This is a genomic window from Flexivirga caeni (assembly GCF_003724155.1).
Taxonomy (GTDB): domain Bacteria; phylum Actinomycetota; class Actinomycetes; order Actinomycetales; family Dermatophilaceae; genus Flexivirga; species Flexivirga caeni.
In genome coordinates this window covers 215,295-240,833 of sequence record NZ_RJJQ01000002.1, presented here as the reverse complement: position 1 = coordinate 240,833, position 25,539 = coordinate 215,295, and the positions used below count along the sequence as shown (strand labels likewise).

The 25,539-nt window shown below is 65.1% G+C and carries 27 protein-coding genes and 2 pseudogenes; 16 read left to right on the top strand and 13 right to left on the bottom strand.

Annotated elements, in window-relative coordinates; genetic code table 11:
* Window positions 1–53: 53 nt before the first annotated feature.
* The 7 genes from EFY87_RS03555 to EFY87_RS03525 are packed head-to-tail and all read right to left on the bottom strand — an operon-like array spanning window position 54 to window position 6,294.
* The gene (locus tag EFY87_RS03555; RefSeq protein WP_245988373.1) at window positions 54–968 is read right to left on the bottom strand and encodes a hypothetical protein; all 915 of its coding nucleotides are present in this window, start codon (window positions 966–968) and stop codon (window positions 54–56) included.
* On the bottom strand, window positions 965–1,834 hold the full coding sequence (locus EFY87_RS03550) for a type II secretion system F family protein (RefSeq protein ID WP_123270070.1): 870 nt from the start codon (window positions 1,832–1,834) through the stop codon (window positions 965–967). Before EFY87_RS03550 ends, EFY87_RS03555 begins: the two co-directional genes overlap by 4 nt.
* Entirely contained in the window at window positions 1,831–3,384 is a 1,554-nt protein-coding gene (locus EFY87_RS03545) for a TadA family conjugal transfer-associated ATPase (protein ID WP_123270069.1), read from the bottom strand. The genes EFY87_RS03550 and EFY87_RS03545 overlap by 4 nt, the downstream gene beginning before the upstream one ends.
* Entirely contained in the window at window positions 3,381–4,172 is a 792-nt protein-coding gene (locus tag EFY87_RS03540) for a hypothetical protein (RefSeq protein ID WP_123270068.1), read from the bottom strand. The genes EFY87_RS03545 and EFY87_RS03540 overlap by 4 nt, the downstream gene beginning before the upstream one ends.
* A complete protein-coding gene (locus tag EFY87_RS03535; protein WP_123270067.1) occupies window positions 4,172–4,870 on the bottom strand; it encodes an SAF domain-containing protein in 699 nt (232 codons plus the stop codon). The genes EFY87_RS03540 and EFY87_RS03535 overlap by 1 nt, the downstream gene beginning before the upstream one ends.
* A 21-nt stretch (window positions 4,871–4,891) precedes the next feature.
* On the bottom strand, window positions 4,892–5,845 hold the full coding sequence (locus EFY87_RS03530; protein ID WP_123270066.1) for a hypothetical protein: 954 nt from the start codon (window positions 5,843–5,845) through the stop codon (window positions 4,892–4,894).
* Complete coding sequence (locus tag EFY87_RS03525; RefSeq protein ID WP_148043231.1) at window positions 5,839–6,294, bottom strand: hypothetical protein; 456 nt, start codon at window positions 6,292–6,294, stop codon at window positions 5,839–5,841. Before EFY87_RS03525 ends, EFY87_RS03530 begins: the two co-directional genes overlap by 7 nt.
* Here EFY87_RS03525 and EFY87_RS03520 point away from each other — a divergent pair.
* The 4 genes from EFY87_RS03520 (at window position 6,293) to EFY87_RS03505 (ending at window position 8,948) form a co-directional block, all read left to right on the top strand.
* Complete coding sequence (locus EFY87_RS03520; protein ID WP_148043230.1) at window positions 6,293–6,484, top strand: hypothetical protein; 192 nt, start codon at window positions 6,293–6,295, stop codon at window positions 6,482–6,484. The genes EFY87_RS03525 and EFY87_RS03520 overlap by 2 nt on opposite strands.
* Before the next feature lie 204 nt (window positions 6,485–6,688).
* Window positions 6,689–6,877: a hypothetical protein gene (locus EFY87_RS03515; RefSeq protein WP_123270063.1), complete on the top strand. Its 189-nt coding sequence runs from the start codon at window positions 6,689–6,691 to the stop codon at window positions 6,875–6,877.
* A gap of 161 nt (window positions 6,878–7,038) precedes the next feature.
* The gene (locus tag EFY87_RS03510; protein ID WP_158607489.1) at window positions 7,039–7,926 is read left to right on the top strand and encodes an SDR family NAD(P)-dependent oxidoreductase; all 888 of its coding nucleotides are present in this window, start codon (window positions 7,039–7,041) and stop codon (window positions 7,924–7,926) included.
* Window positions 7,917–8,948 carry a GAF domain-containing protein gene (locus tag EFY87_RS03505; protein ID WP_148043229.1) on the top strand — a complete coding sequence of 344 codons (1,032 nt, stop codon included), beginning with the start codon at window positions 7,917–7,919 and terminating at the stop codon, window positions 8,946–8,948. Before EFY87_RS03510 ends, EFY87_RS03505 begins: the two co-directional genes overlap by 10 nt.
* Before the next feature lie 298 nt (window positions 8,949–9,246).
* Here the strand turns inward: EFY87_RS03505 and EFY87_RS03500 are convergent, their stop codons facing one another.
* Window positions 9,247–9,681: a helix-turn-helix domain-containing protein gene (locus EFY87_RS03500; protein WP_158607488.1), complete on the bottom strand. Its 435-nt coding sequence runs from the start codon at window positions 9,679–9,681 to the stop codon at window positions 9,247–9,249.
* Between the two features lie 263 nt (window positions 9,682–9,944).
* On the opposite strand from EFY87_RS03500, the gene EFY87_RS03495 reads away from it, so the two are divergent.
* Together EFY87_RS03495 and EFY87_RS03490 are read left to right on the top strand one after the other, a co-directional pair.
* Window positions 9,945–10,445 (top strand): helix-turn-helix domain-containing protein, encoded by a 501-nt coding sequence (locus EFY87_RS03495; RefSeq protein ID WP_123270059.1) that lies wholly within the window; start codon window positions 9,945–9,947, stop codon window positions 10,443–10,445.
* Window positions 10,442–10,993, top strand: a complete 552-nt coding sequence (locus tag EFY87_RS03490; protein WP_123270058.1) for a DUF6036 family nucleotidyltransferase — start codon at window positions 10,442–10,444, stop codon at window positions 10,991–10,993. Before EFY87_RS03495 ends, EFY87_RS03490 begins: the two co-directional genes overlap by 4 nt.
* A 38-nt stretch (window positions 10,994–11,031) precedes the next feature.
* Here the strand turns inward: EFY87_RS03490 and EFY87_RS21285 are convergent, their stop codons facing one another.
* A complete protein-coding gene (locus tag EFY87_RS21285; protein WP_425459348.1) occupies window positions 11,032–11,256 on the bottom strand; it encodes an HNH endonuclease in 225 nt (74 codons plus the stop codon).
* 156 nt (window positions 11,257–11,412) lie between these two features.
* A complete protein-coding gene (locus tag EFY87_RS03480) occupies window positions 11,413–13,395 on the bottom strand; it encodes an ATP-binding protein (protein WP_158607486.1) in 1,983 nt (660 codons plus the stop codon).
* Window positions 13,396–13,554: 159 nt separating this feature from the next.
* On the opposite strand from EFY87_RS03480, the gene EFY87_RS03475 reads away from it, so the two are divergent.
* From EFY87_RS03475 to EFY87_RS03460, 4 genes are all read left to right on the top strand, one after another.
* A complete protein-coding gene (locus EFY87_RS03475; RefSeq protein WP_123270056.1) occupies window positions 13,555–14,427 on the top strand; it encodes a phosphotransferase family protein in 873 nt (290 codons plus the stop codon).
* 44 nt (window positions 14,428–14,471) lie between these two features.
* Window positions 14,472–15,263 carry a class I SAM-dependent methyltransferase gene (locus EFY87_RS03470; RefSeq protein WP_123270055.1) on the top strand — a complete coding sequence of 264 codons (792 nt, stop codon included), beginning with the start codon at window positions 14,472–14,474 and terminating at the stop codon, window positions 15,261–15,263.
* Window positions 15,264–15,339: 76 nt separating this feature from the next.
* Complete coding sequence (locus tag EFY87_RS03465) at window positions 15,340–15,903, top strand: hypothetical protein (RefSeq protein ID WP_148043227.1); 564 nt, start codon at window positions 15,340–15,342, stop codon at window positions 15,901–15,903.
* Window positions 15,904–16,020: 117 nt separating this feature from the next.
* Window positions 16,021–16,659: a class I SAM-dependent methyltransferase gene (locus tag EFY87_RS03460; protein ID WP_123270053.1), complete on the top strand. Its 639-nt coding sequence runs from the start codon at window positions 16,021–16,023 to the stop codon at window positions 16,657–16,659.
* A gap of 114 nt (window positions 16,660–16,773) precedes the next feature.
* On the opposite strand, the gene EFY87_RS03455 is transcribed toward EFY87_RS03460, so the two are convergent.
* From EFY87_RS03455 to istA, 3 genes are read right to left on the bottom strand one after another with little or no spacing between them, the layout of a single operon-like run.
* Window positions 16,774–16,971 (bottom strand): hypothetical protein, encoded by a 198-nt coding sequence (locus tag EFY87_RS03455; RefSeq protein WP_123270052.1) that lies wholly within the window; start codon window positions 16,969–16,971, stop codon window positions 16,774–16,776.
* Window positions 16,972–17,013: 42 nt separating this feature from the next.
* Window positions 17,014–17,796, bottom strand: coding sequence for an IS21-like element helper ATPase IstB (gene istB, locus EFY87_RS03450; protein ID WP_181445429.1), 783 nt, complete (start codon window positions 17,794–17,796; stop codon window positions 17,014–17,016).
* A gap of 28 nt (window positions 17,797–17,824) precedes the next feature.
* Complete coding sequence (gene istA, locus EFY87_RS03445) at window positions 17,825–19,366, bottom strand: IS21 family transposase (RefSeq protein WP_342769093.1); 1,542 nt, start codon at window positions 19,364–19,366, stop codon at window positions 17,825–17,827.
* Between istA and EFY87_RS20775 the strand changes: the two are divergent.
* From EFY87_RS20775 to EFY87_RS03410, 6 genes and pseudogenes are all read left to right on the top strand, one after another.
* Window positions 19,353–20,113 (top strand): annotated as a pseudogene (locus EFY87_RS20775) (IS3 family transposase); the annotation flags it as partial. The gene istA and the pseudogene EFY87_RS20775 sit on opposite strands and share 14 nt — an antisense overlap.
* 319 nt (window positions 20,114–20,432) lie before the next feature.
* Window positions 20,433–21,512, top strand: a complete 1,080-nt coding sequence (locus EFY87_RS03430) for a tyrosine-type recombinase/integrase (RefSeq protein WP_220093481.1) — start codon at window positions 20,433–20,435, stop codon at window positions 21,510–21,512.
* The gene (locus EFY87_RS03425; protein WP_123270047.1) at window positions 21,509–22,441 is read left to right on the top strand and encodes a tyrosine-type recombinase/integrase; all 933 of its coding nucleotides are present in this window, start codon (window positions 21,509–21,511) and stop codon (window positions 22,439–22,441) included. The genes EFY87_RS03430 and EFY87_RS03425 overlap by 4 nt, the downstream gene beginning before the upstream one ends.
* A complete protein-coding gene (locus tag EFY87_RS03420) occupies window positions 22,438–23,427 on the top strand; it encodes a tyrosine-type recombinase/integrase (protein WP_123270046.1) in 990 nt (329 codons plus the stop codon). Before EFY87_RS03425 ends, EFY87_RS03420 begins: the two co-directional genes overlap by 4 nt.
* A 221-nt stretch (window positions 23,428–23,648) precedes the next feature.
* On the top strand, window positions 23,649–24,911 hold the full coding sequence (locus EFY87_RS03415; protein WP_245988412.1) for an IS256 family transposase: 1,263 nt from the start codon (window positions 23,649–23,651) through the stop codon (window positions 24,909–24,911).
* 110 nt (window positions 24,912–25,021) lie between these two features.
* Window positions 25,022–25,537: pseudogene (locus EFY87_RS03410) on the top strand (IS3 family transposase); the annotation flags it as partial.
* Window positions 25,538–25,539: the final 2 nt, after the last annotated feature.

Genomic DNA, 25,539 nt, shown 5'->3' with positions numbered 1-25,539 from the left:
TGACGGTTGGTCAAAGTGTCGGTTGGGGATGGCTGCGGGTTCGGTGTGCGATGTCAGTTGCCACCTCCCATGACTCGCAGCAGGGCCGGCGCCACAAGCAGCGCCATGAAGATGACCCCGAGGAGTGACATCGGGATGCTCATCCGTTCACCGATCTCGTTCGCGTTGGCGAGTTCGGTGTTGAGCATGGCGGCTCGCAGTGATGCAGAGCGTGCCCGCAGCTGGTTGTAGATCTGGGCGTCTTCCTCGCCGGAAAGCCGCAAGATGCTGGCGAGGTCCTCCAGTTCGGGCAGGCCGAGTTCGTCGGCCAGCGCCTTGAGGGCATCCCAGGGTGCGACGCCGTTCCACCGGGACAACGCGAGTTCTTCGCTGAGGCGCTTGAACACCCAGCTGTCGCCCACTGCTGCGGCTACCTCCATTGCCTGACGTGACCCGCTGCTGCTGTTGCGCTCGAGCGCAACCAGATCGATGTAGGCGCCCAAGGCACGGGAGAACTCAGCTCGCGACTTCTTAGCATCGTCGCGGGCGTTCAGATCCGGGATGAAGAACATCACGGCGGCAAGGGCGAGCGTGGCGATGACCGGGAGAACGATGGGCAGGTGGAGGCCGAACACCCCCAGCAGGAAGGTGAAGAACGGCGGGATGATCAAGCCGACCGCGGCGAACATCAGCTTCTCGCCGTAGAACCTGGCCACCGGGATCCGCAGGATCGCCAGTTCCTTGGTGGGAGTGCGCACCCATGCCGCGGGCGGGAAGGTCTTCATGGCCCACCTGCCAAGACGCTCCGTGCGGTCCGCGGGTTCGGCCAGTGGCGGGTTTGCGGTTCGGCGTCCGTGCACGGGCGAGAGCCTGTTCAGGGCATCGGCAAGGTCGGGCTCTGCCGGGATGAACCGCCAGATGAGGCATACGACGCCGAGGGCGATCAATGCCCCTCCGAGTAGAGCCAGCTGCAGTCCGGTGGTGATCACGCCGCGTTCTCTTTCACTTCGGCACCGATGAACCGGGGAATCTCTTCGCCCTCGGCCATTCGGCGCATCCAGATCAGCGTCGCAACATAGGCGCACAGGAGCAGCCCGGCGATCGCTTCGCCGACCGGTGTTCTGTATGGGGCGACGTACTGCCCCGTCATCGCAAGGAAGATCAGGACGCCTGCGGTGATGATCGTCACCCATCGCGCCGTAGAGCGCGGCTTAGCACGGTCAGCCTCGATCTGTCTGCGGGCACGGACATCGTCGGCGACGGATGCGGCGAGGGCCTCCAGCACGCTGGCCAAGCCGCGACCGCGGCGTCGTGCGCCGAGGATCAGGTTGGCGGCGACCAGGTCGCCGGTCGGGTCGTCGAGGTCTTCGGCGAATGCCCGCAGCGCGTCCTCGGTCTTCCATCGGGCCTGCAGTCGCCGCACGAGAAGGTTCACTTCGTGTGCGATCGGTTCGGGCACGGACCGGATCGTGGCAATCAGCCCTTGCTCGAGGCCGACTCCCACGGTGAGAACGCCGGCCAAGGATCGGATCCAGTCCTCGAGCGCTTCGAGCCGATCGATCTTCATGGCGGCCCCCTTCGACGACAGCAGCGCGGGAAGCCCGACGACGGCCGCTGGGACGGCGGCGATCGCGATGATCCACCCGGTCAGTAGGGCGATGATGAGGCCTGCGCCGGCCCCGCCGAGCAGCAAGGCTCGCGTCTGGGGAGACGTTTGTGCGAGCCGGGCCACGATCGGCAATCGGGTCCGGGCCGGCGCAGGCGGCTTCTCGGGGCTGCGGCGGAACCCGAGGACGGTGCCAAGGACACCGGCCACGATCAGCGCGCCTGCCAGTGCCGGAATGAACGGCGTCATGACGCTCGCCCCCGGCTCTCAATTTCGAAGGCTCGGGCGTCGAAACCGAAGGCCTCCAGGTCACGCAGGTGATCCGGCAGCACCGCCGCGGTCCCGGGGCCGCCGGGGCTCGGCCGGAACACGTGTGTGATGGCGTAACCGACTTCCTTCTCGCCGGGCTCGACCGCGACGATTTCGGAGACCCACCGCTTGCGCTTCGCCTGGCCGTCTTGTGCGTTGCCCGTTTCCAGATTCACGTAGACGACCAGGTCGATGTGTTCGGCGATGGCGCGGGTTGCGTATTCCGGCGTCACGTGTGCGCCGGCTTCCATCGCGCAGGTGATCAGCTTGCGGATCGCGCCCGAAGCGCTGCCGGCGTGCGTGGTGCTGATCGACCCGGTACCGGACTGCATCGCCTTGATCATGGCGATGACTTCCTTGCCGCGAACCTCACCGACGATCTGTCGTGACAGGTTGAACCGGAACGAGTCGTACAGCAGTTGGTCGATGGTGACCTCGCCGGCGGGGCGGCCGTCGGGACCGATCTCCCCCGAGCCCGGGCGCGCCTCGAACGGCACGATTCGCCGGTGCTTGTCGCCGAGTTTGTGCAGGTGCAGCTCATACTCGGTCTCAAAGGTTCCGATCCGTTCGTAGGGATCGAACTCGGCACACAGGGCGCGCACCAGTGTGGTTTTGCCGGCTCCTTGGTCGCCGGCGACCACGATGGACTTTTTCGCCTTTACCGCTGCACGCAGGAAGGTGACCTGTAGGTCGCTGAGGGTGCCGGTGTCGCGCAGTTGGCTCAGGTCGATTTGCTGCAGTCTGTGTCGCCGGATCACCACCGCCGGGCGTGTGGTGTTCCAGGCGACCGCGGCGAGGCGCGCTCCGCCGTCCAGCCTCATGTGCAGTCTCGGCTGCGCCTCGGAGAAGGGTCGTGCGTTTCCTTCGCTACGGGATGCCAGGAAGGTCAGGAACTCCAGCAGTTCCTCGTCGGAGTCGGCGACGGGCGGCCCGTCGCGCAGACTGCCGTCGGCGTATTCCAAGGTGACGTCGTCGCAGCCGTAGATTTCGACGTTCTCGATTTCGTCGTCATCGACGATCGGTTGCAGTCGGCCCAGCCCGAACAGGGCGTTGTAGATGGCCTCGGCCAGGCGCTGTTGTTCGTCGAGGGTCCAGGCGTTGTCGCCGTCGGCGACGGCGTTCTGCGCGGAGTCTTCCAGGAGTTCGAGGATGATCGTGCGGCCCAGTTCTCGCCGCGACTGCTCGTCCAGGCCGACCCGTTCGTCGCCCAGGGCAGTCAGGAGCTTGTCGGAGGCCTGCTTACGGAACGCCGCCACCAGCGCCCAATCGATGTCGGCGTGCGCAGTCGCACCACGTCGCCGCGGGGAGACGAATGGGTTTTCACCCGAACGGATCCGGTCCGGGTGAGAGCTGAGCCGTGAGCGCGCGCGGTCGATCGACTCCACCTGCCCGCGGTCGTCGGGTGCAGCGAACAGCGGAAGCGCGGCCGGGTCCGGGATCGCGGCCGGGTCGGTCGGGTCGCTCGACCCTTCGGGGCGCTGCCTGGTCATGCGCGTTCTCCCGTCTGCGCTGTGCCCAGCTCGGCGCGGTTGGCTGCGATGGCTCCTTGCGCGGCCGCGCAGACCGACCGGAGGCCGCGAACCAGTGAGCCGTTGTCGAATTTGCGTGGCTTATGTGCGCCCGCAGAGAAGACTTCAGCCATCTCCGGTTCCCACGGGACTGCGGCGGCCACGGGGATCTGCAGCACTTTCGCGGCCTCCGCCGGGCCATATGGGCGGCCTTTGCCGATCAGCAGCGTCCGCAATTGTTGGAGCGCTCCGCGCCGTTCGAATGCGTCCTGCAGCGTGTTCGCCCAGGACCGCGCCCCGGCCAGCGACGGCAGGTTCGTCCTCGTTGTGAGCAAGGTCAGATCGGCTCCGTAGATGAGTGCGTCCGGCGAGTTGGTCAGACCCAGCCGGCCCGCGTCGACGATCACGTCCTGGCCTGTGCGTTCGAGCCCGCGCAGCACCGCCAGCAGGGGCTCCCACACGTCGACCAGACTGCGGGATTGCGCATGGCTGCGCACGCCGGCCAGGAGCATCGCCGTCGTTCCCTGGATGGGGATCACGTTCGTCGCGACAGCGTCGGCGAGGGCGCCGCTGCGGTGTGCCAGGGCCAAGTCGATGAGTCCCCGGGAGCTGGCAACTTCGCCGCGGAAGAATCCCGCCAGCACACTGCTTCCACCAGTGGGGTCGGCTTCGACCAGGACCACCGGCCGCGGCCAGCACACCGCCATACCGAGGGCTGTGCTGGTGACTCCGGGTGAACCGGAAGCCGACATCAATGTCACGACCGCCATCAGTGCTCCCGAGAGTCCAAGACGATCGCGACCTTGCCCGTTGAGGCCTGCGCGGCCAGTTCGGCGGCCTGCGAGTCCGGCACGGCTACGTCGACGACCTGCTGCCCGTTGCTGCCCTCGGCTTGCACATCGACGACCGTCGCAGTCGTCGATGCCGACGAGGTCGCAGCTACAGAGCCGCCTTGGTCGCCTGGCGTCGCGATCACACGAATGTTGTCCCCCGCCTGCAGGGCGATGCCCGGGAGCTGTCCCGGTGCGACGCCGATACCGACAACGGACTGCCCAGCCGCCGGCACAAGGGCATTCGTCACCGCACTCGAGGTGAGCAACCCGCCGGCAGCCATGTCGTACGCCGCGCGTTTGCCGACGACCTGGCTCATGTCGCTTCCGGACACCGGCCTCACACCCCTGTCCGCGCTCACCCGAACCGTCATGAGGTCGTTTCGCTGAATGACGTCACCACGGTGGACGGTCGTCCGAAGCGCGATGACCTCCTTCGCCGAACTGGCCAAGCTGTACGCCATCATCCCGAGCAATGCACCCAGGCATACCGCTGCCACCGAGGCGGCCAGGAGAACAGGCCTCCTGCGCAGTTTGGGCGGTGCCACGACCACCTGCTCCAGGCCGCTCGATTCCTCAGCGGCGCCCTTCACCTTCTTGCGCCTCGAATGCTGCTGCTCCTCGGTCGCGATGACCATGATGTCTCCCCAGTTGGTTCTTCATTGAGTGAGGACTTGCGCCTCACCGATCTTGATGACGGTCGAGTTGGCCACTGTGACCGGGATCGTCCCGGACTGGCCGATGCCCGACCAGTTGATGACCCAGTAGCTCGTCGCGGTCACCCTGTAGCTGCCCTGCTTCGTGTACATGTCGTGCCCGCACGTCGGAGACTTCGTCTTGCCCGCAGCGTCGTAGTACGGCGTGCCCTTGCTCGCGCAGGTGATCTGCTGCCCATCGCCCATGTCCCACACGATGCGATCGACCTTTCCGGTCGCCGTCACCGTGTAGCCCGCCGCCGAAGCACTCTTAGTGATTGGGCCCCAGGTATTCGCAGTCGGGTTCTTCACCCACATCCACTGCGGCATACCAACCAGACCGACCGACCCCGGCGCATCGCGCGGCACGATCCCGATCGTGATACCTCGCAGTTCCATCGCCGCGACCGCCTCGCGAGCCAGCACCACCGGGTCGGGTGGCGCCTTCGGCCCGCCCGGCTGCGTCTGTGACCAGAAGAAGAACCGCGACGTGATCAAGTCGCACTGATAGACCGTGCCGTCCGTGTGACCACCCCAGACCGGGTCCGACTTCGGCGGCTGCGGCTTCGCCACGCTGACGTAGCACTGCTTGTCCGGCGACCACCAGGCTCCGCCGTAGGTGCACGGGATCGTCTTGCCCGTGGCGTTGCTGACGCACTTCTCTTTGCCCTTCCCTGGCGGCTTCTTCCCGGGCGGCCCTGGCGTCGGCGGCGGGGTCGGCTGCGGCGACGGGCCCGGTGGGCTCGGCGGGGCAACCACCTTGATGACGCAGATCGACTTGTACGGGTCCCAAACGGTTCCGGGCGGGCAGTTGACGCCTCCGGCCGCGCGCGCGGCCGGAGGCGTCGCAATCCCAATGAAGGCCAGCGCCGCCCCAGCCGCAAGAGCACCCGCCGCGGCGCGAGACCGGATCAACATGTCCCGGTCGCCTTCTCGGTCGTGACGTACCACTTGAGCGTCTTCGCGTCCTGCGTCACACCGTAGGTGTAAGCCACTCGGCGCGGCGCCCCCGAGGGGATCGGGACCGGCTTGCCGCTCTTTTCGAGTAGCTGGAACTTGCTGACGTCGAGGCAAGCTCTCACGTCGTACGTCAGCGGGTCTCGCGTAGCCGACGCCACAGGGCCGACGATCTGCGAATGACCGCGCCCCGAGTAGCCCTTGTAGTGGTTGCTAGTGATGTTTGCTTGCCACTGCGCGAGTTCCTGACCGCGCGCCACCACGTCAAGGGAGGTGATGTCAGATCGAGGGTTGCTTTGCAGCTGGTCGATCATCTTGAACAAGGCAACGACGGCCGCACTGGCGGCAGCCTTCTTCTTGGCGAGTGGGTCGGTGCTCGTCGACGCGGATGAGCTCGAGGACGTCGACATGCTCGAGCTCGACGACAAGACCGCGGGCGTCGATGTGCTCGACGACTGCGCGCTACCGCCACTGCTTGAGCAACCGGCCGTCGCTGCAATGGCCACTGCAGCGGCGACACCAACCAGCGACCGCCCGCTGCGAATGTTCAAGTTGGTCCCTGTCATGTCCTTGTCCTCATTCATGGCCCCAGTCTCTTGAAGCGCCGGTCTCCCCTGTCATGCGCGACAACGTCAATTTCTGATGTTTTTACACTAGTGGTTTTTCATCACCGGTCAACCACCTAGCCTCAAGGCACCGGGCCATCCGCTGGAACGATCTGCTGCAGGTCGGCCCGGCGTTTAACGACTCCTGGGAGAGCCGCTCAGCCAGCTGCTCGGCGTGTTCCGTAAACGGAGTCAGGTCATGCCGTTCGACAAGTTCCGGTCCCGATGCCGGTCCGATGCCTATTTCGACTTCGCTGGCTCGATGGCGCCCCGCCGGGGCATGCTGCACGAGCCTTTCAGCAAGAGCAGGCTCGAAAGACCCGGTTATGTGAGGCTGGTCATCCGTGTGGAACACGGTGACTACGCGGCCATAGAGGGCATGCGCTAGAACCGTCCGGACGACGTCGGGGTAGCAACCGGTCGATCGCTGGGCGCGGCGGATCTGGACTGATGCTGCACTCTCCCCCCGGAGCACGCCCTGACTGATCGACGTCATAGCGAAGTCCCTCTGGCGTGTCCCGTAGGGCAACGCCGTGCTATGCAATGCCTGTGAAGCATCGCTTGCTTAGCTCAGGACTCCGGCCGATACGTCAGGCGCAGAGCCGATCTCACCTACGTGAGCGGCAGCGGGATAGTACCTCAAACACCTTCGATCGCAACCGCCCTGAAACGGCACGTAGCGCCCTCATCACCGGCGCCGCCGGAGGCATCGGCAGTGCCTTGGCCTGGCAAGTCGCCGGGACTTATGACGAGCTGGTTTTGGTTGATACAGATAAGGATTCGCTCAATACCCTGGCTGAGAAGCTGCCGTGTCGCACGACGGTCGCAGCCTTGGATATCACCGCCACGGACTACCGATCCGACCTCGTAAAACTAATCGAAAAATCACCGCCTCTTGACTGTGTATTTACCTTCGCGGGTGTTATGCACACTGGAACGATCCGTCGGAGCACCTTCGAGGACCTGGTCCGCGTCATCGACATCAACTTGATCGGGACCATCGCAACCGTGCATGCCTGCTTGCCGTACCTCTCCCCCGGGTCCAGCATCGTGACCGCATCCAGCGCAATCGAGAGCATCGCGGTTCCCCGCCACGCCTCGTATGTCGCCAGCAAGGCCGGCGTCTACGGTTTCACCCGCACCCTCGCCAACGAACTGGCCCACGAGGGCGCCGGGATCCGCGTGAGTGCTGCACTCATCGGCGGCGTGCACACTGACATCCTGCGTAACGGCAGCTTCGCCGAGGACGAGGACCGAGCGGGCAGAGCGGACAGCTTCGACAGACGCGTTGCTCACTCCTCGGCCGAGGACATTGCTCGCGCCATCGTGCACGGCCAGAAACGTGGGTCGCGCGTCATCTACGCCGGGGCCGATTCCCGGGTCGCGGCACTGCTCTCGCGCACTCTGGGTCGGTACACTCAACTTCCGTGCATCTGACCTTTGGGGGTGCAGCTATGGCCGGGCATGAGTGGTGCTTAGTCGAGACTTTCGGTCTCAAGCCACCGACGCTGATCGGCCTCGGCTCCCGGCCGCGCAGCATGGTCCCACTGGACAAATTTTTCGCCCGCAACCGCGCCTCCTTGACCATGGCCCAGGCAGCCCTTGACCACGTCACCGCGATCGCCGAGCCGTACGACGTGACCACGCGGAACGGTCGCCGCTGCCTCGCCCAACCTCTCCGCGCGTACGACAGCCGCGTAAACGGCGCCTGGCTGTGGCTGGGCGGCCTTGAGGAGCCCGAGCCCGCCGTACCGCATGACCTTGCCGGCGCCTGGTACTTCAACCTCACAAGCTTCGAGGTGGCCGGATCCGACGAGCTGCTCGACCTGTACCACCAGCCCAAGGACGAGCGACGCACGAAACGGGCCATGGCCGAAGCCTTCACTCGTCTGACCGCCGGTCCGGACGCCTCCGAGGCCCTGGCCAAGGTTGTGCAATCCAAACCCGGCAGCGAACACCAGGCCATCTGGACTGTCGTTTGCGATGACGGCGACCGGCGAGCTGCCCACTTCTCTTGCAGGGCCTTGCAGCACCAAACCGAGGACGGCCCTCAGATCGTGATGCATGGCATCACTCATGACATAGGCCCCGCGGACGATGTGCCGCAGGCCCCCCGCCTCGCGGTCCTCGAGCGCCGGGTCCTCGACGCAGTCGCGAAGCCGGGCACTCACCGTGCCATCGTCGACGTCCGCACCGGCCACATCATTCAGTGGGTCGACCCGCCACCCGCGTCAATTGACTGGGCCGTACCCGGCATCGACATCTTCCATCCCGACGACGCCGCGGTAGTCCACCATCTGAACCGCCTTGGCGAGGACGCGGTAACCGCGTCTCTGCGCCTACGCGGCACCGATGTGATGTGGGCATCCGTGACTGTGACGAGCCAACCGATGCTGCTCAACAACTCGACGACGGCCGCGCTCTGGACCATCGACGTGAACAGCACCTCACGTAGATAGACAGCTGCTCTCGCCGACGACGCGGCTCGCATACCTCCAGATGCCCGTCATCAAGGGGGTTTGAGCTTTAACTCCGCATGGCGCGACCGCGGCTGTGCGGCCTGAGCTGCCTTTTCGTCACAGAGGCAACCGACCGCTCCTGCTCACAGACCTTCGAGTGTCACTGACGGCGGGCCGGCCTGGGTCGACGCCCCTGCGGCACACGATGAAGATCCCCACACGCTCGTGCGTGCCAGGCTCCGCGACCCCCAGGGGACGGAACACCAGGTTGGCCACTCGCAGCGCGCAATCTTGTGAATCACACATTTCTTGCGTTCTTGACCGCGACTTCGAAGGCACGCTGCACTGTGAGCTGATCGACACCGAGCTTCGCAGCCATTCCTTTCAGAGAGTCAGCGGCTGGCATCTGGCTACCGACACCTCGCTCCCAGCGCTCATACGTCGATGTCGAGACAAAGGCACTCTGAGCGACTTCCGCCGTGCTGAGCGCGACCCGTCGACGCAGCGCACGTAAGTCAGGTGTCTCGGAAGCGATGCCAAGCAGTTCCTCAACCGAAACATTCAAAACGGTCGCCAGCGCACGGACTGTCCCTGCCCTCGGAGCCATCTCCCCACGTTCCCACAGTGATACGCGTTCACCGCCCGAAACTCCGACAAGCCGCGCCACCTCGTGCTGCGTCAGACCGGCACGTGCACGGGCGGCTCGCAACGCGGATGGGCTGAAGTCGGGCACGCAGCAACCATAGGGTGTGCGCGCTGACGCCAGACTCGCGCATGCCCGCCACCCGCTCAGCGGCCTCAGGATGCGGCGGCGCGGCGAGCCGTTCCTTGCTGCGCTCGAACCCGCCGCAATCCGGGCCGGCTGAGCGGGACCGTACCCAGTCGCTTCCACCCCTGTGCATTTTGGTCAGGATAAGGCAGATACCCGCACAAATCGCCGAGAGCGGCTTTCGCGAAACGCGTTGCGTTTCTGGTGTTTGCGCGTATTCTGGATGCATGACCAAGGACTGGCTGACCACGGGCGAGACGGCGAAGATGCTCGGCGTCTCGCGTCAGCATGTCGTCGACCTGTGCACTCGGGGCGAACTGACTTTCAGCCAGCCCGGCACGCATCGCCGCATCCGCAGTTCTGAGGTGCAGCGCTTGGCGACATCAGAGTTCACGCGGGAGCAGGAGAAGAGCCTGTGGCTGCATCGTGCGCTGCTGGGTCCGTTGATGCTCGACCCTGCACGTGTGCTGCAGATCGCTACTGAGAACATCGCCCGCTGGAAGCCCCTGCAACGCGGTGACGGCATGGCCACGCGCTACCTCGAGCAGTGGGACGAGGTCATCGAGTCCGGTGTGGATGCGGTCGCGGATGTGTTCACCAGCAAGGACGAGCGTTCCAGCGAGCTGCGGCAGAACACACCGTTCGCGGGTGTCCTTGACGATGATGAACGCCGCCAGGTTCTGCAGTCTTTCCGCGAGCACCGCCAGCGTGAGCACGCTGCGGTGTGAAACGCGAAGAACTCGCACACATCCTGCGTTCGGCCTGCCATATCGCGGGCGACAAGGACGTCCTCGTCGTGGGATCCCAGTCCATCCTGGGGGCTTATGACGAGGACGACCTGCCCGCGCCGGCGACGGCGTCCATGGAAGCCGACATTGCGTTCCTCGACGATCCCGATCGTGCCAAGGCCAATCAGGTCGAAGGTGCCATCGGTGAGATGTCCTCGTTCCACGAGTCCTACGGCGTGTATGCCGAGGGTGTCCACGTCGAGACCGCGGTCTATCTCCCGCCCGGCTGGCGTGACCGTCTGATCACCTGGCCACTTCAGTCGTCGGAACCGGCGGACCCTCACTTCCTGGAACCACATGACCTCGCGATCTCCAAGCTAGGAGCGGGCCGGGAGAAGGACCGCGAGTTTGTCGACGCTCTCATCCGGGACGGCATGCTCAACGTCGAGACATTGCTGGAGCGGGCTGCGCTGCTGGACGACGCACATGCTCTGGTGCGAGGCCGCATCGAGAGTCACGTGCGCAGCTATCTCCGTGATTCCGAGTGAAACTGCGGCTCGAACTGGTCTGACGGACTGGCTCAGCTCTACTGTCGTGACGCTGTCGAACCCTTTGCCATGTTGCAGGCGGCACAGGTGGGCCGCAGGTCGTCCAGCGTGTGCGCTCCCCCGGCGCTCAGCGGGATGTAGTGATCCAGGTGCTCGCAGGGTGTCTGCCCGCAGTAATAGCAGCCCTGGCCATACTGCTGCCGTAGGTCGTCGCTGGTGTGGCTGTGTAGGTGAGAACCGTTCGACCGCCGGCATCGGCTCATCGCCATGGGCCTTGGCCCTCCGCGTGCGGTGATTCTCAGCCCACAGCGCGCCTCGCCCTGATACGAGTGTCCGTGCCAGGTGCGCATGTGCAGTACCGCACCGCTGATGCAGAGACCGGCGGTTCATCGCAGCCGCCCGAACGGCACAAGTGCCGATCAGCCGACCTCATCGGTGTTGTCATCATCCTTAGCCAGCAGCCCTTCAGGAATAACGTCGCCGTGGTTGCGGCGAAGGTAGTCCCTTGCGTCATCGAGGGAAGGGTCGTGCTGAAGGCTCTTTTGGAAATAGTCGAGCCTGCGCTTGGCGTCCTCGATGATCTGTCCCCAATCGCGCACCCATACCCGGACTCTCGCCCCAGGAGCGTCCGGCATTTTGGGTTCGAAGACGAGGCCACGGGGCCTGCCTTCCTGGTTTGCTTCTTGCCGGACATCGTCGTCGACTTCGCTGGTGACGAGCCAGAAGTCCCAATCGGTCGTGCTGCTTGCGAACCGGGGGTCCTTGGCCGCAGCCTTGGCGTAGGCCTTGATCTGAGCCAACTCCTTGGGTCCCCCGACGACTTTCGGGGCCTTGAGCTCGACGACCAGGTGCCGGTTGCGATCATGTTCAGTTGCCGCTACTGAGAGCAAGAGGTCGAGCCGTCCCGACCTGCCATCGAGCAGCTTCACCGGGCCGTCGTGGGCCTGGGTGTCTCCGAGTAACTGTCGATGCCGAGCCAGAGCAGCGGTCAGGCCCCGCTCACTGACCATGAGGTTGTACTGCTCCCCGAAGACCCACAGTTCGCTCTCCAAAATGCGGTGGAGGTGGGCCCGCTCCCCCACCATCTTGCTGGCATCCGGGTCGAAGACCATCAGTTCGAGGGCTCGCAGGAACTCCAGCCGATTCGTGACGCTGCTCGATGCCTGGATCACTCGCGACAGGCTGGTCCGCTTCAGCAGTCTTTCCAGCTGATCACGCTCCTCGGCTGCTAGACCGACATACTCGTCGAGCAACGCGGACACGTCACTAGGCCGCTGCTGAATGGATTCGCGCAAGAGCCCCAGCGTGAGCTTCTTCTGTTGTTTGGTGCTTGGGATGTGCCTGCGAATGGAGGTCGCCACCACATCGAATGTGGCGCGTTCCACCTTCTCCTCTTCAGTCGAGGGCTCCCCGTCATAAGGGTAGACATTGCCGACCTTCCACTCTTCGACCAACTGACGACGACGCTGCGCACGGCGTGATTCGAAGTGCAGGTCGAGCATTCTGTCGACCTCGGACAAGAGCGCACCGAGAACCGAGGGCGTGCTCTCCAGTCGCGCCAGCAGCCACTCATTGTGATGTTGGGGCATCTCGTCCCAGAGCACGTAGGCCGAGTACTGAAAGTCCGGAGCCGGAGCGGTGTCGAGGGTATCCACAGGGACGCCCTCGCCGTCGCAGAGGTGTACGGCTCTCTCGTCGGCGTTCCTCCACTCGATGATCCGCAGCGCAGCATGTCGAGTGACGCCTTCGTGGATCCATTCCACAGGACGGGTTTGGTCATGCTCGATGTTGTCTTTGGGCTGAAGACGCGTCGTGTCGTAGACGATCTCGATGTCCGGGCGGGCGATGAGATACGGGGCGAATGTCGCCGTGAGCCGGTCGCGGGTCTTGTCATCATCGAGACGATTGAGCGAGTCCCTGCCCGAAGCGACGACCCTGGTGCCGGCGTCGTCATCCGTGGCTATTGGATCAGAGACATCGAAGTCGTTGCGCGTCGCTGCGTTCGCCCGGATGACAGATCGCAGACGCCTGCCCTCGAGACTGTCTGCGACAGATTCCCAGACAACCTGTGTTCCCAGGGCGAACGCCCGTAGGCGGCCTTGGCCGAAGCGGCCATGCAACGGTCGCTTCTCTCCCTTGCTGCCCTCGGCTGACCGCTTCCATGAGTTGCCGATCCACTTGAAGGCTGAAGACAGCTCCTCGGGAGCCATACCGTGCCCGTCATCGATGACGGCGGCACCAACCACACCATCGGCCTCGTTTCGGTCCAGCGTCACCACGACGTGGTGAGCATCGGCGTCAAGACCGTTCCATATGAGTTCGATGATTGCCTTGACAGGATCATTCTCATGAGCGAGCCGCTGGACGAGGTCGTCGCCTGCTTCGAGTTGTATACGGGCCACGCGAGAATCCTGCCAGTGTGCACTGACTACAGCACCCGATTGTCGGCATCGACTGGTCCGAGATGAAGGCGGACTACGGTTGACTCTGACGTCGGTCCGCCGCCCAGCCAGCCTGCAAACCACGTTGTGAGTATCAAACGCGTCGGACACCATGGTGCGATGCCGCATGGTTTCGACATCGCCGACGATTTGCACGATCAGCTGCGTGGTCCCGTCCCACCGCAAGCGGTCGCGTGGGTCGAGCAGCAGACCGCATCCCGAGTCACCGCCTCGCAACCGTTGGAAGGCGGGCAGTCCGCCGCCGTCCACCGGCTCACACTCGACGGCCATGACGACGTGATCCTGCAACGATTCGTCCTCGACTGGATCATGGAAGAACCGTGGACACCGGACAACGAAGCACTCGTCCTGCGGCTCCTGAGGAACACCGCGGTCCCGGCACCCGAAGTCATCGCCGCCGACCCGAACGGCCAGGAAACAGGCGTCCCAGCCGTCCTCATGACCGCGTTACCCGGTGGTGTGGTGTGGGATCCCCCGGAACTGGACCCGTGGATCGACGCGCTCATCGACACCATGACGGCAATCCACTCGATCCCGGTGGCACCCGGCGTGCGGGAGTGGGAGGCGTACGCCCCGCAAGATGCCCCGCCGGCATGGACGCGACATCGCAGCGCGTGGGAAGCAGCCATCAGTGCCTACGAGGACGAGCGACCTCGCGGCCACCGCGTGTTCCTGCACCGCGACTTCCATCCAGGCAACATCCTGTGGCATGCAGGTTCCGTGTCCGGCGTCGTCGACTGGGTCTCCTCCTGCGCCGGGCCCGCGGAAGAAGACGTCGCTCACTGTCGGGTCAATCTGGCACGGCACCATGGTCAAGCGGTTGCGGACCGCTTCCTGCAACGATGGCTTAACGTCACCGACCGCTCGGAGTACCACCCGTACTGGGACCTGCTCACCGCCGTCTCGATGAGTGGCGAGGATCCTGATCCCCGTCTGGACGAATTCGTCGCCGCCTCAGCCGCCCGGCTCTAGCCACGGTGCCGGGTGGTCACGGCGAGGAGTTCGCGAAAACTCGGATGCGTGATCGGGTGCCGGTCGACGATGGTGGCCTGATGACACCAGACGTCATGCCCGACCAGTGGTACGAGGATTACGAACGTGGACGGCCGGAGTACCCGGCAGCGGTCTGTGACCTTGCAGGCCTCGCGCCGACCGCGACGGTGCTCGACCTCGCCGCAGGCACAGGTAAGTTCACGCGTCAGCTGGTGTCGCGGTTCGAGCGGGTTGTTGCCGTCGAGCCGGATGACGGCATGCGACGCATGCTTGCGGCGGGGTGTCCCGAAGCCGAAGTGCTCGACGGAAGCGCCGACCGCCTTCCGGTCGCAGACGAATCCGTAGACGCGATCTTCGTGGCGCAGGCATTTCACTGGTTCGACAACGCGGCGACCCTTGCCGAGTTCGCGCGCGTGCTGCGGCCCGGCGGGACAGTGGTCGTGACCTGGAACGTTGCAGACGGGCAGGTGACGCCGGAGATCCCTGCCATCGAAGAGCTACTCGCGCCGATCTGGCCTGAGGACTTCGGGCTCCCGCTGGACATGATGAGTGGTGACTGGAGCCCAACCTGTTGGCAGCTTCCCTTCGCCCGAGCGACATTCAGCCCGATCCGCACAGCGCAACTGCCGAACCCTCAGAGCCTCGACCGCGAGGGCCTGGCCGCGTTCTTCGGCTCCATGGGCTGGATCGCGAACCTGCCCGAGATGGAACGCGATCGGCTGCTCGCGGCGATCCGTTCAAAGCTGGCCTTCGACCACTATTTGCTGCCGTGGCAAACACGTCTGCAGTGGACCCGCTTGGCCAGGCGAGTCTGACCGCGCGTGCAGCTGGGGCTGTCGCACCCGCGATCTACTGTGCGGGTGATCGGCCGGCAGATCAGAGGGGGTGCGCATGACGCCCTGGGAGCGCGCGTTACTGGTATTCGCGACACGAGTACCGCCCAGCGTGCGGTGGATGCTGGTGGGAAGTGCCGCCACAGCGATTCGCCCGGTGCCGCTGCGCCCCGCTGACGTCGACATCCTGTTGCATCCTGAATCGACAGCTACGGACCTGACTGCTGTGGCTGAAGTTCTCGTCACGGTCGCATCGCCGAGTGCTGGCCACACGTCGCTCGCTGATTTCACCAGTTCTATCGATGTCCCTTGGGCGGAAGCCGGCGACTGGACCTTCGGCAGGTGGCGCGTCGACGGCGTGGCACTGGAGTTGGCTCGGATCCGCAGTGAAGTGTCACCGTTACGCCTGGTCGAGACGATCGGCCACGCTGTCTGGACCACGACGGAAATCGTTCGCTGGCATGAAATGAACGTGCCCGTCGTGCCGCTTGAGGTACAGCTCGCCACGAATCGCTCTCGTGGTCTCAGCGATCGCGCGAACGCCATCGAAAGGCACTTCGCACGCTCGCGTGCGCCCGAAGCAGCTCTCCTGAAGCGCGCGTTCCTAGGAGCCGATTCGTAGAGGACGGTCGTGCCACAAAACGATCCCGAACCGACTACCACCCCTTGAGATTCACGCCATCGGCCACCGGCAGTAATGAGGTTGCCCGACCGGCAGCCTTCTGGGAGGTTTGCGACCATGGCAGCCTTGCGTGACTACGTGCAGTGGCTTGATCGCTACGACGATCCTGACTCCCCGCTCTCGTGGAGGCTCCGGAAGGTTCAGCAGTGGCTACATGACGAGCTGGACGCTCGGCCGGGGCCGGTCGACGTTGTGAGCGTCTGCGCGGGCGACGGACGAGACATCATCGACGTGCTGCGAGCCCGTGATGACGCCGACCGCGTCAACGTGGTCCTGCTCGAGGCACACCCGGACGTAGCCGACCTGGCGCGACAGCGGGCCCGAGTTGCCGGGCTGGACCGGGTCGAGGTTCGCACCTGCGATGCGGCCTTGACCAGCTCCTACGCGGGAGCCGTTCCTGCCGACATCGTGCTGCTGGTCGGACTGTTGGGAAACATGTCCCACGAGGATGTCTCGACAACGATCGCCGCCACCCCTCAGCTGTGCCGCCCAGGTGCACGCCTGATCTGGTCACGGGGACGCGACCTTGATGACATCAACGACCGGGTCCGCCGTGAGTTCACCGCCGCCGGTTTCACCGAGCAGCAGTACGCCGCATCCGACCAACGCACCAGACCAGCCATCGGCCTGATGCAGTACGACGGAACGACCGTCCCGCTCGACCAGAACCGTCGCCTCTTCACGTTCTTCCGCTGAGCAACAACAGCACCGGACCTGACTCGCCCCTTGCGGCGAGCCTCACTCCTCCATTGGCAGCAGGTCCCCGGCGTGGGCCTTCGCCGGTCTCGACGGGGCGTCGGATACCGAGGTTTAGAAGGGTTGCTGGCCCGGCTCAAGGCTGGGCGGGTCGCCGGTGACTGGGTGCCATTGGTCGATGTCGTGTGGCCATGGCGCGGGGACACCGTTGTCGTCGTAGAACCCGGTCCCGGTGCCTCGTTGGTGGAAGTCGTTGTTGAGCCGGCCTCGCTCGTCGGGATCGGGAATCGTGAGGTCACGCATGGTGCTCATCACGAATGCGCCCCTTCCTCTTGAGGTAGTCGCCTGAGGGCTTCATTTCTGTGACTGCTGGTGCCGGGAGTGGGCGAGGCGGTAGGAGTCGGTGCCGGTTTCGATGATGGTGCCGCCGAAGGTGAGCCGGTCGACGATCGCGGCGCACAGGCGCGGGTCGGTGAAGGTCTTGGTCCAGCCGGCGAAGGACTCGTTGGATGCGATCGCGACGGATGCTTTCTCTTCGCGTTCGGTGAGCACTTGGAAGAGGAGTTCTGCGCCGCGGCGGTCCAGTTGCATGTAGCCGAGTTCGTCGATACAGATCAGGTCGACGCGGCCGTAGCGGGCGATGGTCTTGGACAGGACCATTTCGTCGGCGGCCTCGACCAGCTCGTTGGCGAGCTTGGTGGCCAGGGTGTATTTGACCCGGTGGCCGGCCATTGCGGCCTCGGTGCCGAGCGCGATGAGCAGGTGGGATTTGCCGGTGCCGGAGTCACCGATCAGGCATAGGGGTTCGCCCTTCTTGACCCAGGCGCTGGTGGCGAGGGTGTTGATGGTGGCGGGGTCGATGTTCGGGTTGGCCTCGAAGTCGAAGTCGCGCAGGCTCTTGGTCCGTGGGAACTGGGCTGCCTTGATGCGGCGTTCGGAGCGGCGGCGGGCGCGGTCGTCGCACTCGGCCAGGAGCAGTTCGGCCAGGAATGCTCGGTAGGAGCGTTGCTCGCGTCCGGCGGTCTCGGCGTGCTCGTCGAAGTGTGCCCGGATGGTCGGCAACCGCAGCATCCGGCAGGCCTGGTCGATCGCCGCGTCGGCGGCTTCTTCGGTCATTCCTCGGCGTCGTCCAGGCATCACGCATCACGGCCTTCCTCATTCGGTTCTACACGGTGGGCGGTCTACGTGCCCGACGGTGGCTGGGCAACAGGTCGTCGTACTTGGCGACGTTCGGCAACGGACGGTCATCGGCGGGAAGTGCGGTGCGCATCCGGCGTTCGGTCAGTGACGTAATGGCGGGCGTGGGGATGGCGGTGGTGTGAGGATCTGGCCTGTTCCGGTCGGCTGCTTCGGGGGACCGCTGGCCGGGCACCTGCTCGGCGTCGGCGATGATGCGGGCTTCCAGTGCGACGGCGTCTGCGGTCAATGCGCCGACGCGGAGCGCGGCGGCCAGTCCGGCGACGATGTGTTCGTGCTGCATGTGCCGGTGCAACAGCAACACGGCGATCAGGGCACGGGTGCCTTCGGCGTCGCCGTGGGCCTTGCACACTGCCGCCCACCAGGCGTCGTGGACGGGAGTGAACTTCCCGGCGGCACGTGCCTGTTCCAGTGCGGTCGCACCGGGTAATGCTCCGGGTTTGCGTACGAACGCCTCCAAGTAGTGGTCGAGTTCGAGGCGTGCCTGTGCCTTACCGGCGAGCCGCTCATGGGTCGCGATCAGGGACTGCTCGTCGAAGACGCTCAGTTCGGAGGCGCGTAGCAGGATCCGGACGCGTCGCCCGATGAATCGTGTCGGGACGGAGTACTTGTTGGTGCGCACGGTGACTTGGGAGTACCGGTCGACGCGTTGGGTGAACCAGCGGCCGGTCTCGAAAACCTCGACCGGCAACGGTCGCAGCAACGGTCTCTCTGCCGCGAAGAGTTCACCGACCGTCCGCACCCGTCCGGTGATCCGGCGATCGTCATCCGCTTGGTCGGCCTCGTCGACCAGCCGGTTCAGCTCGGCCAGGGTGGCAACCTCCGGTACCGGGACCAGGTGGTTGCGGCGGAACCGGCCGATGTCGCCTTCCACCCCGCCCTTCTCGTGGGCTCCGGTGATGCCGGGCTGGCAGTAGAAGGCCTCCAGGGTGTAGTGGGATCGGAAGGCGACCCATCGGTCGGTCTCGTTTCGTTGGCGGGAGAACCCGAGCACCTGGGCCACTGCCGCCTTCAGGTTGTCATAGCGCACATGCACCGTCGGGACCCCACCGAGGACGGTCAGCGCGTGCACATGCCCTTCCAGGAACGCTTCCTGCCCGGCGGTCGCGAAGATCCGGTGCACGGCCTTGCCCGAATACGACATTCGGAACGAGAACAACGTGAGCACCGTCAGCTGCCCGGCCAGCTTCACCGTGACGTCGCCGAAGTCGACCTCGGCTTCCGCGCCCGGCTGATGGGTCTGCGGGATGAATACCTCCGCGGCGGCGCGGCCTTCCTCGACCCCGATCTGCGGTCGCCGGGTCGTGACATATGCGCGCACCATCGAATACGTCACCCGGGCGTCGGCGGCGTCGTGCTCGTTGCACAACCGGTCGAAGACACGCTTGGCCGTGTGGCGCTGCTTACGCGGGGCGTCCAAGTCATCGCGCAGCCACTGATCGATGTGAATCGCCCCGGCATGTCCGGAGACTCCAGTTGTTGGGAAGGTTGGAGTTATGCCAGGGAACACGACGAAGCGGTATCCGGCGGAGTTGAAGGCGCGGGCGGTGCGGATGGTCGCCGAGCGGCCTGCTGAGGAGACCGAGTGGGCGGCGATGCGACGGATCGCGCCGTTGCTGGGGATCGGAACACCGGAGACGCTGCGTAAGTGGGTGCGGCACGCCGAGGTCGATGCCGGTGCCCGCGCCGGGGTCACGAGTGCTGAGTCGGAGGAGGTGCGTCGGCTCAAGCGTGAGGTTGCGGACCTGCGTCGGGCGAACTCGATCCTGAAGGCTGCGTCGGCTTTCTTCGCGGCCGAGCTCGACCGGCCACACGGCTGATTGTGGACTTCATCCGGGCTCACGCCGAACGGCGTGAGCCCGGATCTGGTTTGCGGTGGGGTGTCGAGCCGATCTGTGCCGTGCTGACCCAGCACGGGATCAAGGTCGCCCCATCGACGTACTACGAACTAGTGAACCGGCCCGTCACAGCTGCTGAGTGGCGCGAAGCGTTGCTGATCCACAAGATTCGCGAGGTGTATGAGGATAACTATCGGGTGTACGGGGCGCGGAAGGTCTGGCTGCAACTGAACCGTGAAGGCTGGCGGGTGGCCCGGTGCACCGTCGAGCGATTGATGAGCGGTGAGGGCTTGAAAGGCGCGGTGCGCGGAAAGGTCAAGCGCACCACCATCGCCGACCCGGCCGATCAGCGCCCCAATGACCTGGTGCAACGACAGTTCGCGCCGTGTGCTCCGGACAAGCTGTGGGTCGCCGACATCTAATGCCGACGTCGGCATTAGAAATCCTATGCCGACCTTCGAACTATGCCGCTTCTTCAGCAATGGCGCAGGTCATCGATGGGCGGATAGCTGAAAAATCGGCATAGTCGCGTGGCGGGGTCACGCTTCAGGCACGAGTTGTCTGGAGGTGAGGTTCGTGACGAAGAGATCGCCCACGGCCCGGCCGCACGCGGATCGTATTCCGTTGGTTCCGGCGGGTCCCTTGGCGCCGACGGTGCTTGGTGAGTGCACGGATTGGTTGGCTGCGCAAGGGTATTCGCCGGGGTCAGCGGCCGGGATCGTGAATCTGCTCAAGCGCATGAGCTTGTGGATGCAACAGGTCGACGCCGCGGTTGATGACCTCGGCGAGGATCTGCTGTCCCGATTCGTGGCGGCCGAGTGCTCACGCGAGTTCGTGTGCGGCACGGTGACCAGCTGTATGGGCGCGATGCGCAGGTTCTTGACGGCTGCCGGTTATCTGAGCATGGCCGAAGCCGAGGCGGGTCCGGTCACGCCCGCACAGGTCGCGGTGGCGCGGTGGTGTGCGTGGATGCGGGATCAGCGGGGTTTGACCGATAAGACCATTGCGGCCCGATGCCTTTACGCTGCAGGGCTTTTGGACACCATTACCGCGCCCGACCACGGTGCCGTGCGGTGGAACCGGCTGGACGCGCCGACCGTCAACGCGTACGTCGCCGAGCGTGGTCGTGGCTACGGCGTGGTGTCGCGTGCTCATATCGTCGATGCGGTCCGGTGCCTGTTGCGGTGGGCGCTCAGCACTGGCCGTCTGGATCGGGACCTGACCGCGGGGATCCTGAAAGCCCCCGGCACCCGGCGCGGGCTGCCACGCGGTGTCAGCCCGGGACAGGTCGAAGCGTTGCTGGGCGTGTGCGATCCGACCACCGCGATCGGAGCGCGGGATCGGGCAGTCGTCCTGGTTTTGGTGCGACTGGGCTTGCGCGCCGGTGAGGTCGCTCGCCTCGGTCTTGATGACATCGACTGGGCCAACGGCCACCTGAAAGTCACCGGCAAGGGCCGCGAGCACACACTGCCGATCCCGGTCGATGTCGGGCAAGCATTGGAAGCGTGGCTACGGGTCCGACCGGCCGCGTTGGACCGGGCAGTATTCGTGCGCACCAGAGCGCCACGCCGGATGATGACGGTTTCGGCGATCTCCGGCCTCACCGCACGCCTGTCCGACATGGCGGGGATCGACCCGATCAGTGCGCACCGGTTGCGGCACACCGCCGCGATGGACGTGCTGGCTACGGGCGGCACGTTGACCGAAGCCAAAGAGTTGCTGGGTCACGCGTACACCGTCACCACGATGATCTACGCGAAAGTCGACCTCACCTCGCTGCGCGAGCTGGTCGTCCCGTTCGGGCAGGTACCGCGATGACGACACTGCACGAACGCCTGCAGGAGTACCTGGTCCTACGCCGCGCACTCGGGTTCCAACTCAACGACATGGAACGGCAGGTCGGCCTGTTCTGTACCTGGCTGGAAGACCGCGGTCAGGACCAGACTTTCACCATCGACGACGCAGTGACCTGGGCGCGGTTGAACCCGAACGCGCACCCGTCGTGGTGGGCGACGCGCCTGAGCTTGGTGCGCCGTTTCGCGGCCTACCTGGCCGCGGGCGGTGTCGATGTCCCGGTCATCCCGAGCGGCCTGTTACCGGCCAAGAAGCCCCGAGCGGTGCCGTTCATCTACAGCCAGGACGACATCGACGCGCTGCTGGCCGCTTGCGACGCGGAGTTCACCGATGAGCGGATCGCCGCGACCGTCCGCACCGTCATCGGACTGCTCGCCGCCACGGGCTTACGGATCAGCGAAGCGCTGAACCTGAGAGTCGATGACATCGACTTCGAGGCCGGCGTGCTGATGATCAAGGCCGCGAAATCCGACCAGCGGCTGGTACCCGTGCACCCGACGACCACTGCGGCGCTACAGGACTACATCACTCTTCCGGCCAGGACCGCCACACGCCCCGACCCGCACGGCCCAGTCTTTGTCAGTGCCAAGGGAACTGGGTATGTCTACGTCTCTTTCCAAGCCCTGTTCAAACAAGCGCGGGAAGCCGCAAGACTCAGTCCGCGTGGCAGGGCCAGGCCACGACTGCACGACCTGAGGCACACCTTCGCCACCGCGCACATGACCGCGGCCTACGCCCACGACGGTGATCCCGAGCGGATCTTGTCCCTGCTGGCGACCTGGCTCGGGCACTCCGACCCGGCCCACACCTACTGGTACCTGACCGCGACCGGGGAACTGATGACCCTCGCCGCGGGCATGCTCGAACCCGACCCCGAAGGACAACCGTCATGAACGCCCTGGCCACCAGCCTGCAGACCTACTTCACGACCTTCGCCCATGCCCAACGTGACCTGTCCGCCAACACGATCGCGTCCTACCGCGACACCTGGCGGATGCTGCTGAAGTACCTGACCGCAACACTCGAGACTCCCACCGACGGGCTCGATTTCGACGCCGTCACCGCGGCCAACGTCACCGGTTTCCTTGACCATCTGGAGCACGAGCGGGGCAACAACGCCAAGACCCGCAACACCCGATTGACCGCGATCCGTTCCGTGCTCGGCCGAGCGCTGCCCGACCACCCCGAGCATGCCGGCACCATCACGCAGGTCCTGGCGATCCCGCCCCGGCGCACGGTCCGGCCAGCCATCGAGTTCCTCACCCCCGCCGAGGTCGATGCCCTACTGGCCGCACCCGATCGGCACGCCTGGACAGGTCGACGCGACCACGCCCTACTGGTCATGGCCGTGCAAACCGGTCTGCGGATCAGCGAGATCTGTTCACTGACCTACGACGACATCCACCTCGGTACCGGGCCGAACATCGCCTGCACCGGCAAAGGACGACGACAACGCATCACCCCACTGACCAAGACCACCGTGACCGCGATGAACGTCTACCTGCCCGAACGCCGCACACGCCCCGGTGTCGCGCTGTTCTGCGGCCCACACGGGCAACCGCTGTCTCGCGACGCTATCGAACACCGCCTGACAAAACACCTGTCCACCGCCGCGATCACCTGCCCCGGCATCGCCGGCAAGCACGTCACCATGCACACATTGCGGCACACCGCAGCGATGAATCTGCTGACCGCGGGGGTCGACGTCTCGGTGATCGCACTCTGGCTCGGGCACTCCGACACCCACAGCACCGACGCCTACCTCCACGCAGACATGGCCATCAAGCAGGCAGCGATCGACCGTACCCGCCCGCCCGGCGTCAGTCCGGGCACTTACCAGCCAGAACCGACCATTCTGGCCTGGCTCACATCCTTGTGACTATGCCGACTGCCCAGGGAGTATCGCAAATTTGGTGTTTCTGGTCCGTGACACGCCCCTCGGTTGGGGCGGGATCGGAGTAGTCCCAGATGACACTTCAGGACGTGAACAACAGCGAACAGGACCAGGCCGGGGCTCATGATTCCCGGCGGCGTGAGCCGTCGGATCGTCGGCCGAAGAAGACCGAGGAGCAGGCTCGCCGGTTGGCGGCGATCGCCGAGATGGTGCAGGAAGCGCGCGCCAACGGTGACTCGCTGACCGGCCCGTCGGGGTTGCTGAAGGACCTGACGAAGATGGTGCTGGAAGTCTCGCTGGAAGAGGAGATGACCGAGCACCTCGGCCACGGCAAGCACGAGTCGTCGGCACCAGCTGCCGACACTGACGATGACGACAACGCGAGTAGCAACGCGGATGAGCGGATTCGTAATGTTCGCAACGGGACTCGGACCAAGACGGTGTTGACCGACAATGTCGGCAAGGTCGAGGTTCAGGTGCCGCGGGACCGGGCGGGCACGTTCGAGCCGGTGATCGTGCCCAAACACCACCGCAAGCTCGGCAGCGTGGAGCAGGTCGTGCTGTCGTTGACGGCGAAGGGCCTGACGACCGGTGAGATCAGCGCGCACTTGGAAGAGATCTACGGCGCGTCGGTGTCCAAGGACACCATCAGCCGGATCACCGACCGGATCAGCGAGGAGATGAACGAGTGGCTCTCGCGCCCCCTGGACCCGATCTACGCGGCGATCTTCATCGACGCGATCGTGATCAAGGTCCGCGACGGCCAGGTCGCCAACCGGCCGTTCTACGCCGCGATCGGCGTCACTGTCGACGGTTGCAAGGACGTGCTGGGATTGTGGGCCGGCACCCCCGGCGCCGGCGAGGGCGCGAAGTACTGGCTGGCGGTGCTGACCGAGCTGAAGAACCGCGGGGTCATGGACACGATGTTCGTGGTCTGTGACGGCCTGAAGGGCCTGCCGGACGTGGTGGAGACCACCTGGCCGGACGCGACCGTGCAAACGTGCGTGATCCACCTGCTACGAAACAGCTTTCGGCTCACCAGCCGTAAGTACTGGGACCAGATCGCGCGTGAGCTGAAGCTGGTCTACACCGCCGGGTCGGCGACGGCGGCCCGGTCGCAGTTCGAGGTGTTCACCGACGCCTGGGGTGAGCGCTACCCGGCGCTGATCCGGTTGTGGGACAACGCGTGGGAGGAGTTCACTCCGTTCCTGGCCTACGACGTCGAGATAAGGCGAATCCTGTTCAGTACGAATGCGATTGAGTCGCTGAATGCTCGCTACCGGAGGGCAGTGCGGGCTCGTGGACACTTCCCGAACGAGCAAGCAGCTCTCAAGTGCTTGTACTTAGTGACCCGGTCGCTGGACCCCACCGGGCGCGGGCAGGCACGATGGACCATGCGATGGAAGCCAGCACTGAACGTGTTCGCGACCGTCTTCGAGGGCCGCTGGCCCACCGCAGAGAAGTATTAATCAACAGGACCAGAAACACCGAAATTCTGACACTCCCACTGCCCAACCCGAACGTCATACACACCAACGTATTTCAGGGAATGATCGGCATAGTTCGAAGGTCGGCATAGGACTTCACCTACGTGTCGACCTGGTCGGGATGGGTGTACGTGGCATTCGTGATCGACGCGTACGCCCGTCGGATCCTCGGGTGGAGCGTGTCGTCGTCGATGACCACGGACTTCGTGCTGCATGCGTTCGATCAGGCAGTGTGGACCCGGAACCGTTACGGCACAGCGGATTTCACCGATCTGGTCCACCACAACGACAGGGGCAGCCAATACACCTCGATCCGGTTCGGCGAAGCCCTGGCGGAGGCTGGTGTCGCGGGATCCGTTGGGACCACGGGTGATTCGTACGACAACGCCCTCGCCGAGACGATCAACGGGTTGTACAAGACTGAGCTGATCAAGCCGCGCAAGCCGTGGAAAGGCGTCGACGACGTCGAGTACGCGACCGCGGAATGGGTCGACTGGTTCAACCACCGCCGGCTGTACGAGTACTGCGGCGACGTTCCTCCTGCCGAGCTCGAAGCCGCGTACTACGCTCGACTCACGGCCCCACAGTCAGTGGAGTTGACCGTTTGAGA

Excerpts from the sequence above, each read along its gene's own strand:
- EFY87_RS03530 (WP_123270066.1), bottom strand. The coding sequence starts at position 5,845 with ATGTTGATCCGGTCTCGCGCCGCGGCGGGTGCTCTTGCGGCTGGGGCG.
- EFY87_RS03415 (WP_245988412.1), top strand. The coding sequence starts at position 23,649 with ATGGTGCAGGAAGCGCGCGCCAACGGTGACTCGCTGACCGGCCCGTCG.
- EFY87_RS03520 (WP_148043230.1), top strand. The coding sequence starts at position 6,293 with ATGCTCGAGCTCGACGACAAGACCGCGGGCGTCGATGTGCTCGACGAC.
- EFY87_RS03420 (WP_123270046.1), top strand. The coding sequence starts at position 22,438 with ATGAACGCCCTGGCCACCAGCCTGCAGACCTACTTCACGACCTTCGCC.
- EFY87_RS03540 (WP_123270068.1), bottom strand. The coding sequence starts at position 4,172 with ATGGCGGTCGTGACATTGATGTCGGCTTCCGGTTCACCCGGAGTCACC.
- EFY87_RS03535 (WP_123270067.1), bottom strand. The coding sequence starts at position 4,870 with ATGGTCATCGCGACCGAGGAGCAGCAGCATTCGAGGCGCAAGAAGGTG.
- EFY87_RS03545 (WP_123270069.1), bottom strand. The coding sequence starts at position 3,384 with ATGACCAGGCAGCGCCCCGAAGGGTCGAGCGACCCGACCGACCCGGCC.
- EFY87_RS21285 (WP_425459348.1), bottom strand. The coding sequence starts at position 11,256 with ATGAGCCGATGCCGGCGGTCGAACGGTTCTCACCTACACAGCCACACC.
- EFY87_RS03470 (WP_123270055.1), top strand. The coding sequence starts at position 14,472 with ATGCGTGATCGGGTGCCGGTCGACGATGGTGGCCTGATGACACCAGAC.
- istB (WP_181445429.1), bottom strand. The coding sequence starts at position 17,796 with ATGCCTGGACGACGCCGAGGAATGACCGAAGAAGCCGCCGACGCGGCG.
- EFY87_RS03515 (WP_123270063.1), top strand. The coding sequence starts at position 6,689 with ATGCCGTTCGACAAGTTCCGGTCCCGATGCCGGTCCGATGCCTATTTC.
- EFY87_RS03550 (WP_123270070.1), bottom strand. The coding sequence starts at position 1,834 with ATGACGCCGTTCATTCCGGCACTGGCAGGCGCGCTGATCGTGGCCGGT.
- EFY87_RS03475 (WP_123270056.1), top strand. The coding sequence starts at position 13,555 with ATGCCGCATGGTTTCGACATCGCCGACGATTTGCACGATCAGCTGCGT.
- EFY87_RS03425 (WP_123270047.1), top strand. The coding sequence starts at position 21,509 with ATGACGACACTGCACGAACGCCTGCAGGAGTACCTGGTCCTACGCCGC.
- EFY87_RS03495 (WP_123270059.1), top strand. The coding sequence starts at position 9,945 with ATGACCAAGGACTGGCTGACCACGGGCGAGACGGCGAAGATGCTCGGC.
- EFY87_RS03455 (WP_123270052.1), bottom strand. The coding sequence starts at position 16,971 with ATGAGCACCATGCGTGACCTCACGATTCCCGATCCCGACGAGCGAGGC.
- EFY87_RS03460 (WP_123270053.1), top strand. The coding sequence starts at position 16,021 with ATGGCAGCCTTGCGTGACTACGTGCAGTGGCTTGATCGCTACGACGAT.
- EFY87_RS03525 (WP_148043231.1), bottom strand. The coding sequence starts at position 6,294 with ATGTCGACGTCCTCGAGCTCATCCGCGTCGACGAGCACCGACCCACTC.
- EFY87_RS03430 (WP_220093481.1), top strand. The coding sequence starts at position 20,433 with ATGAGCTTGTGGATGCAACAGGTCGACGCCGCGGTTGATGACCTCGGC.
- EFY87_RS03465 (WP_148043227.1), top strand. The coding sequence starts at position 15,340 with ATGACGCCCTGGGAGCGCGCGTTACTGGTATTCGCGACACGAGTACCG.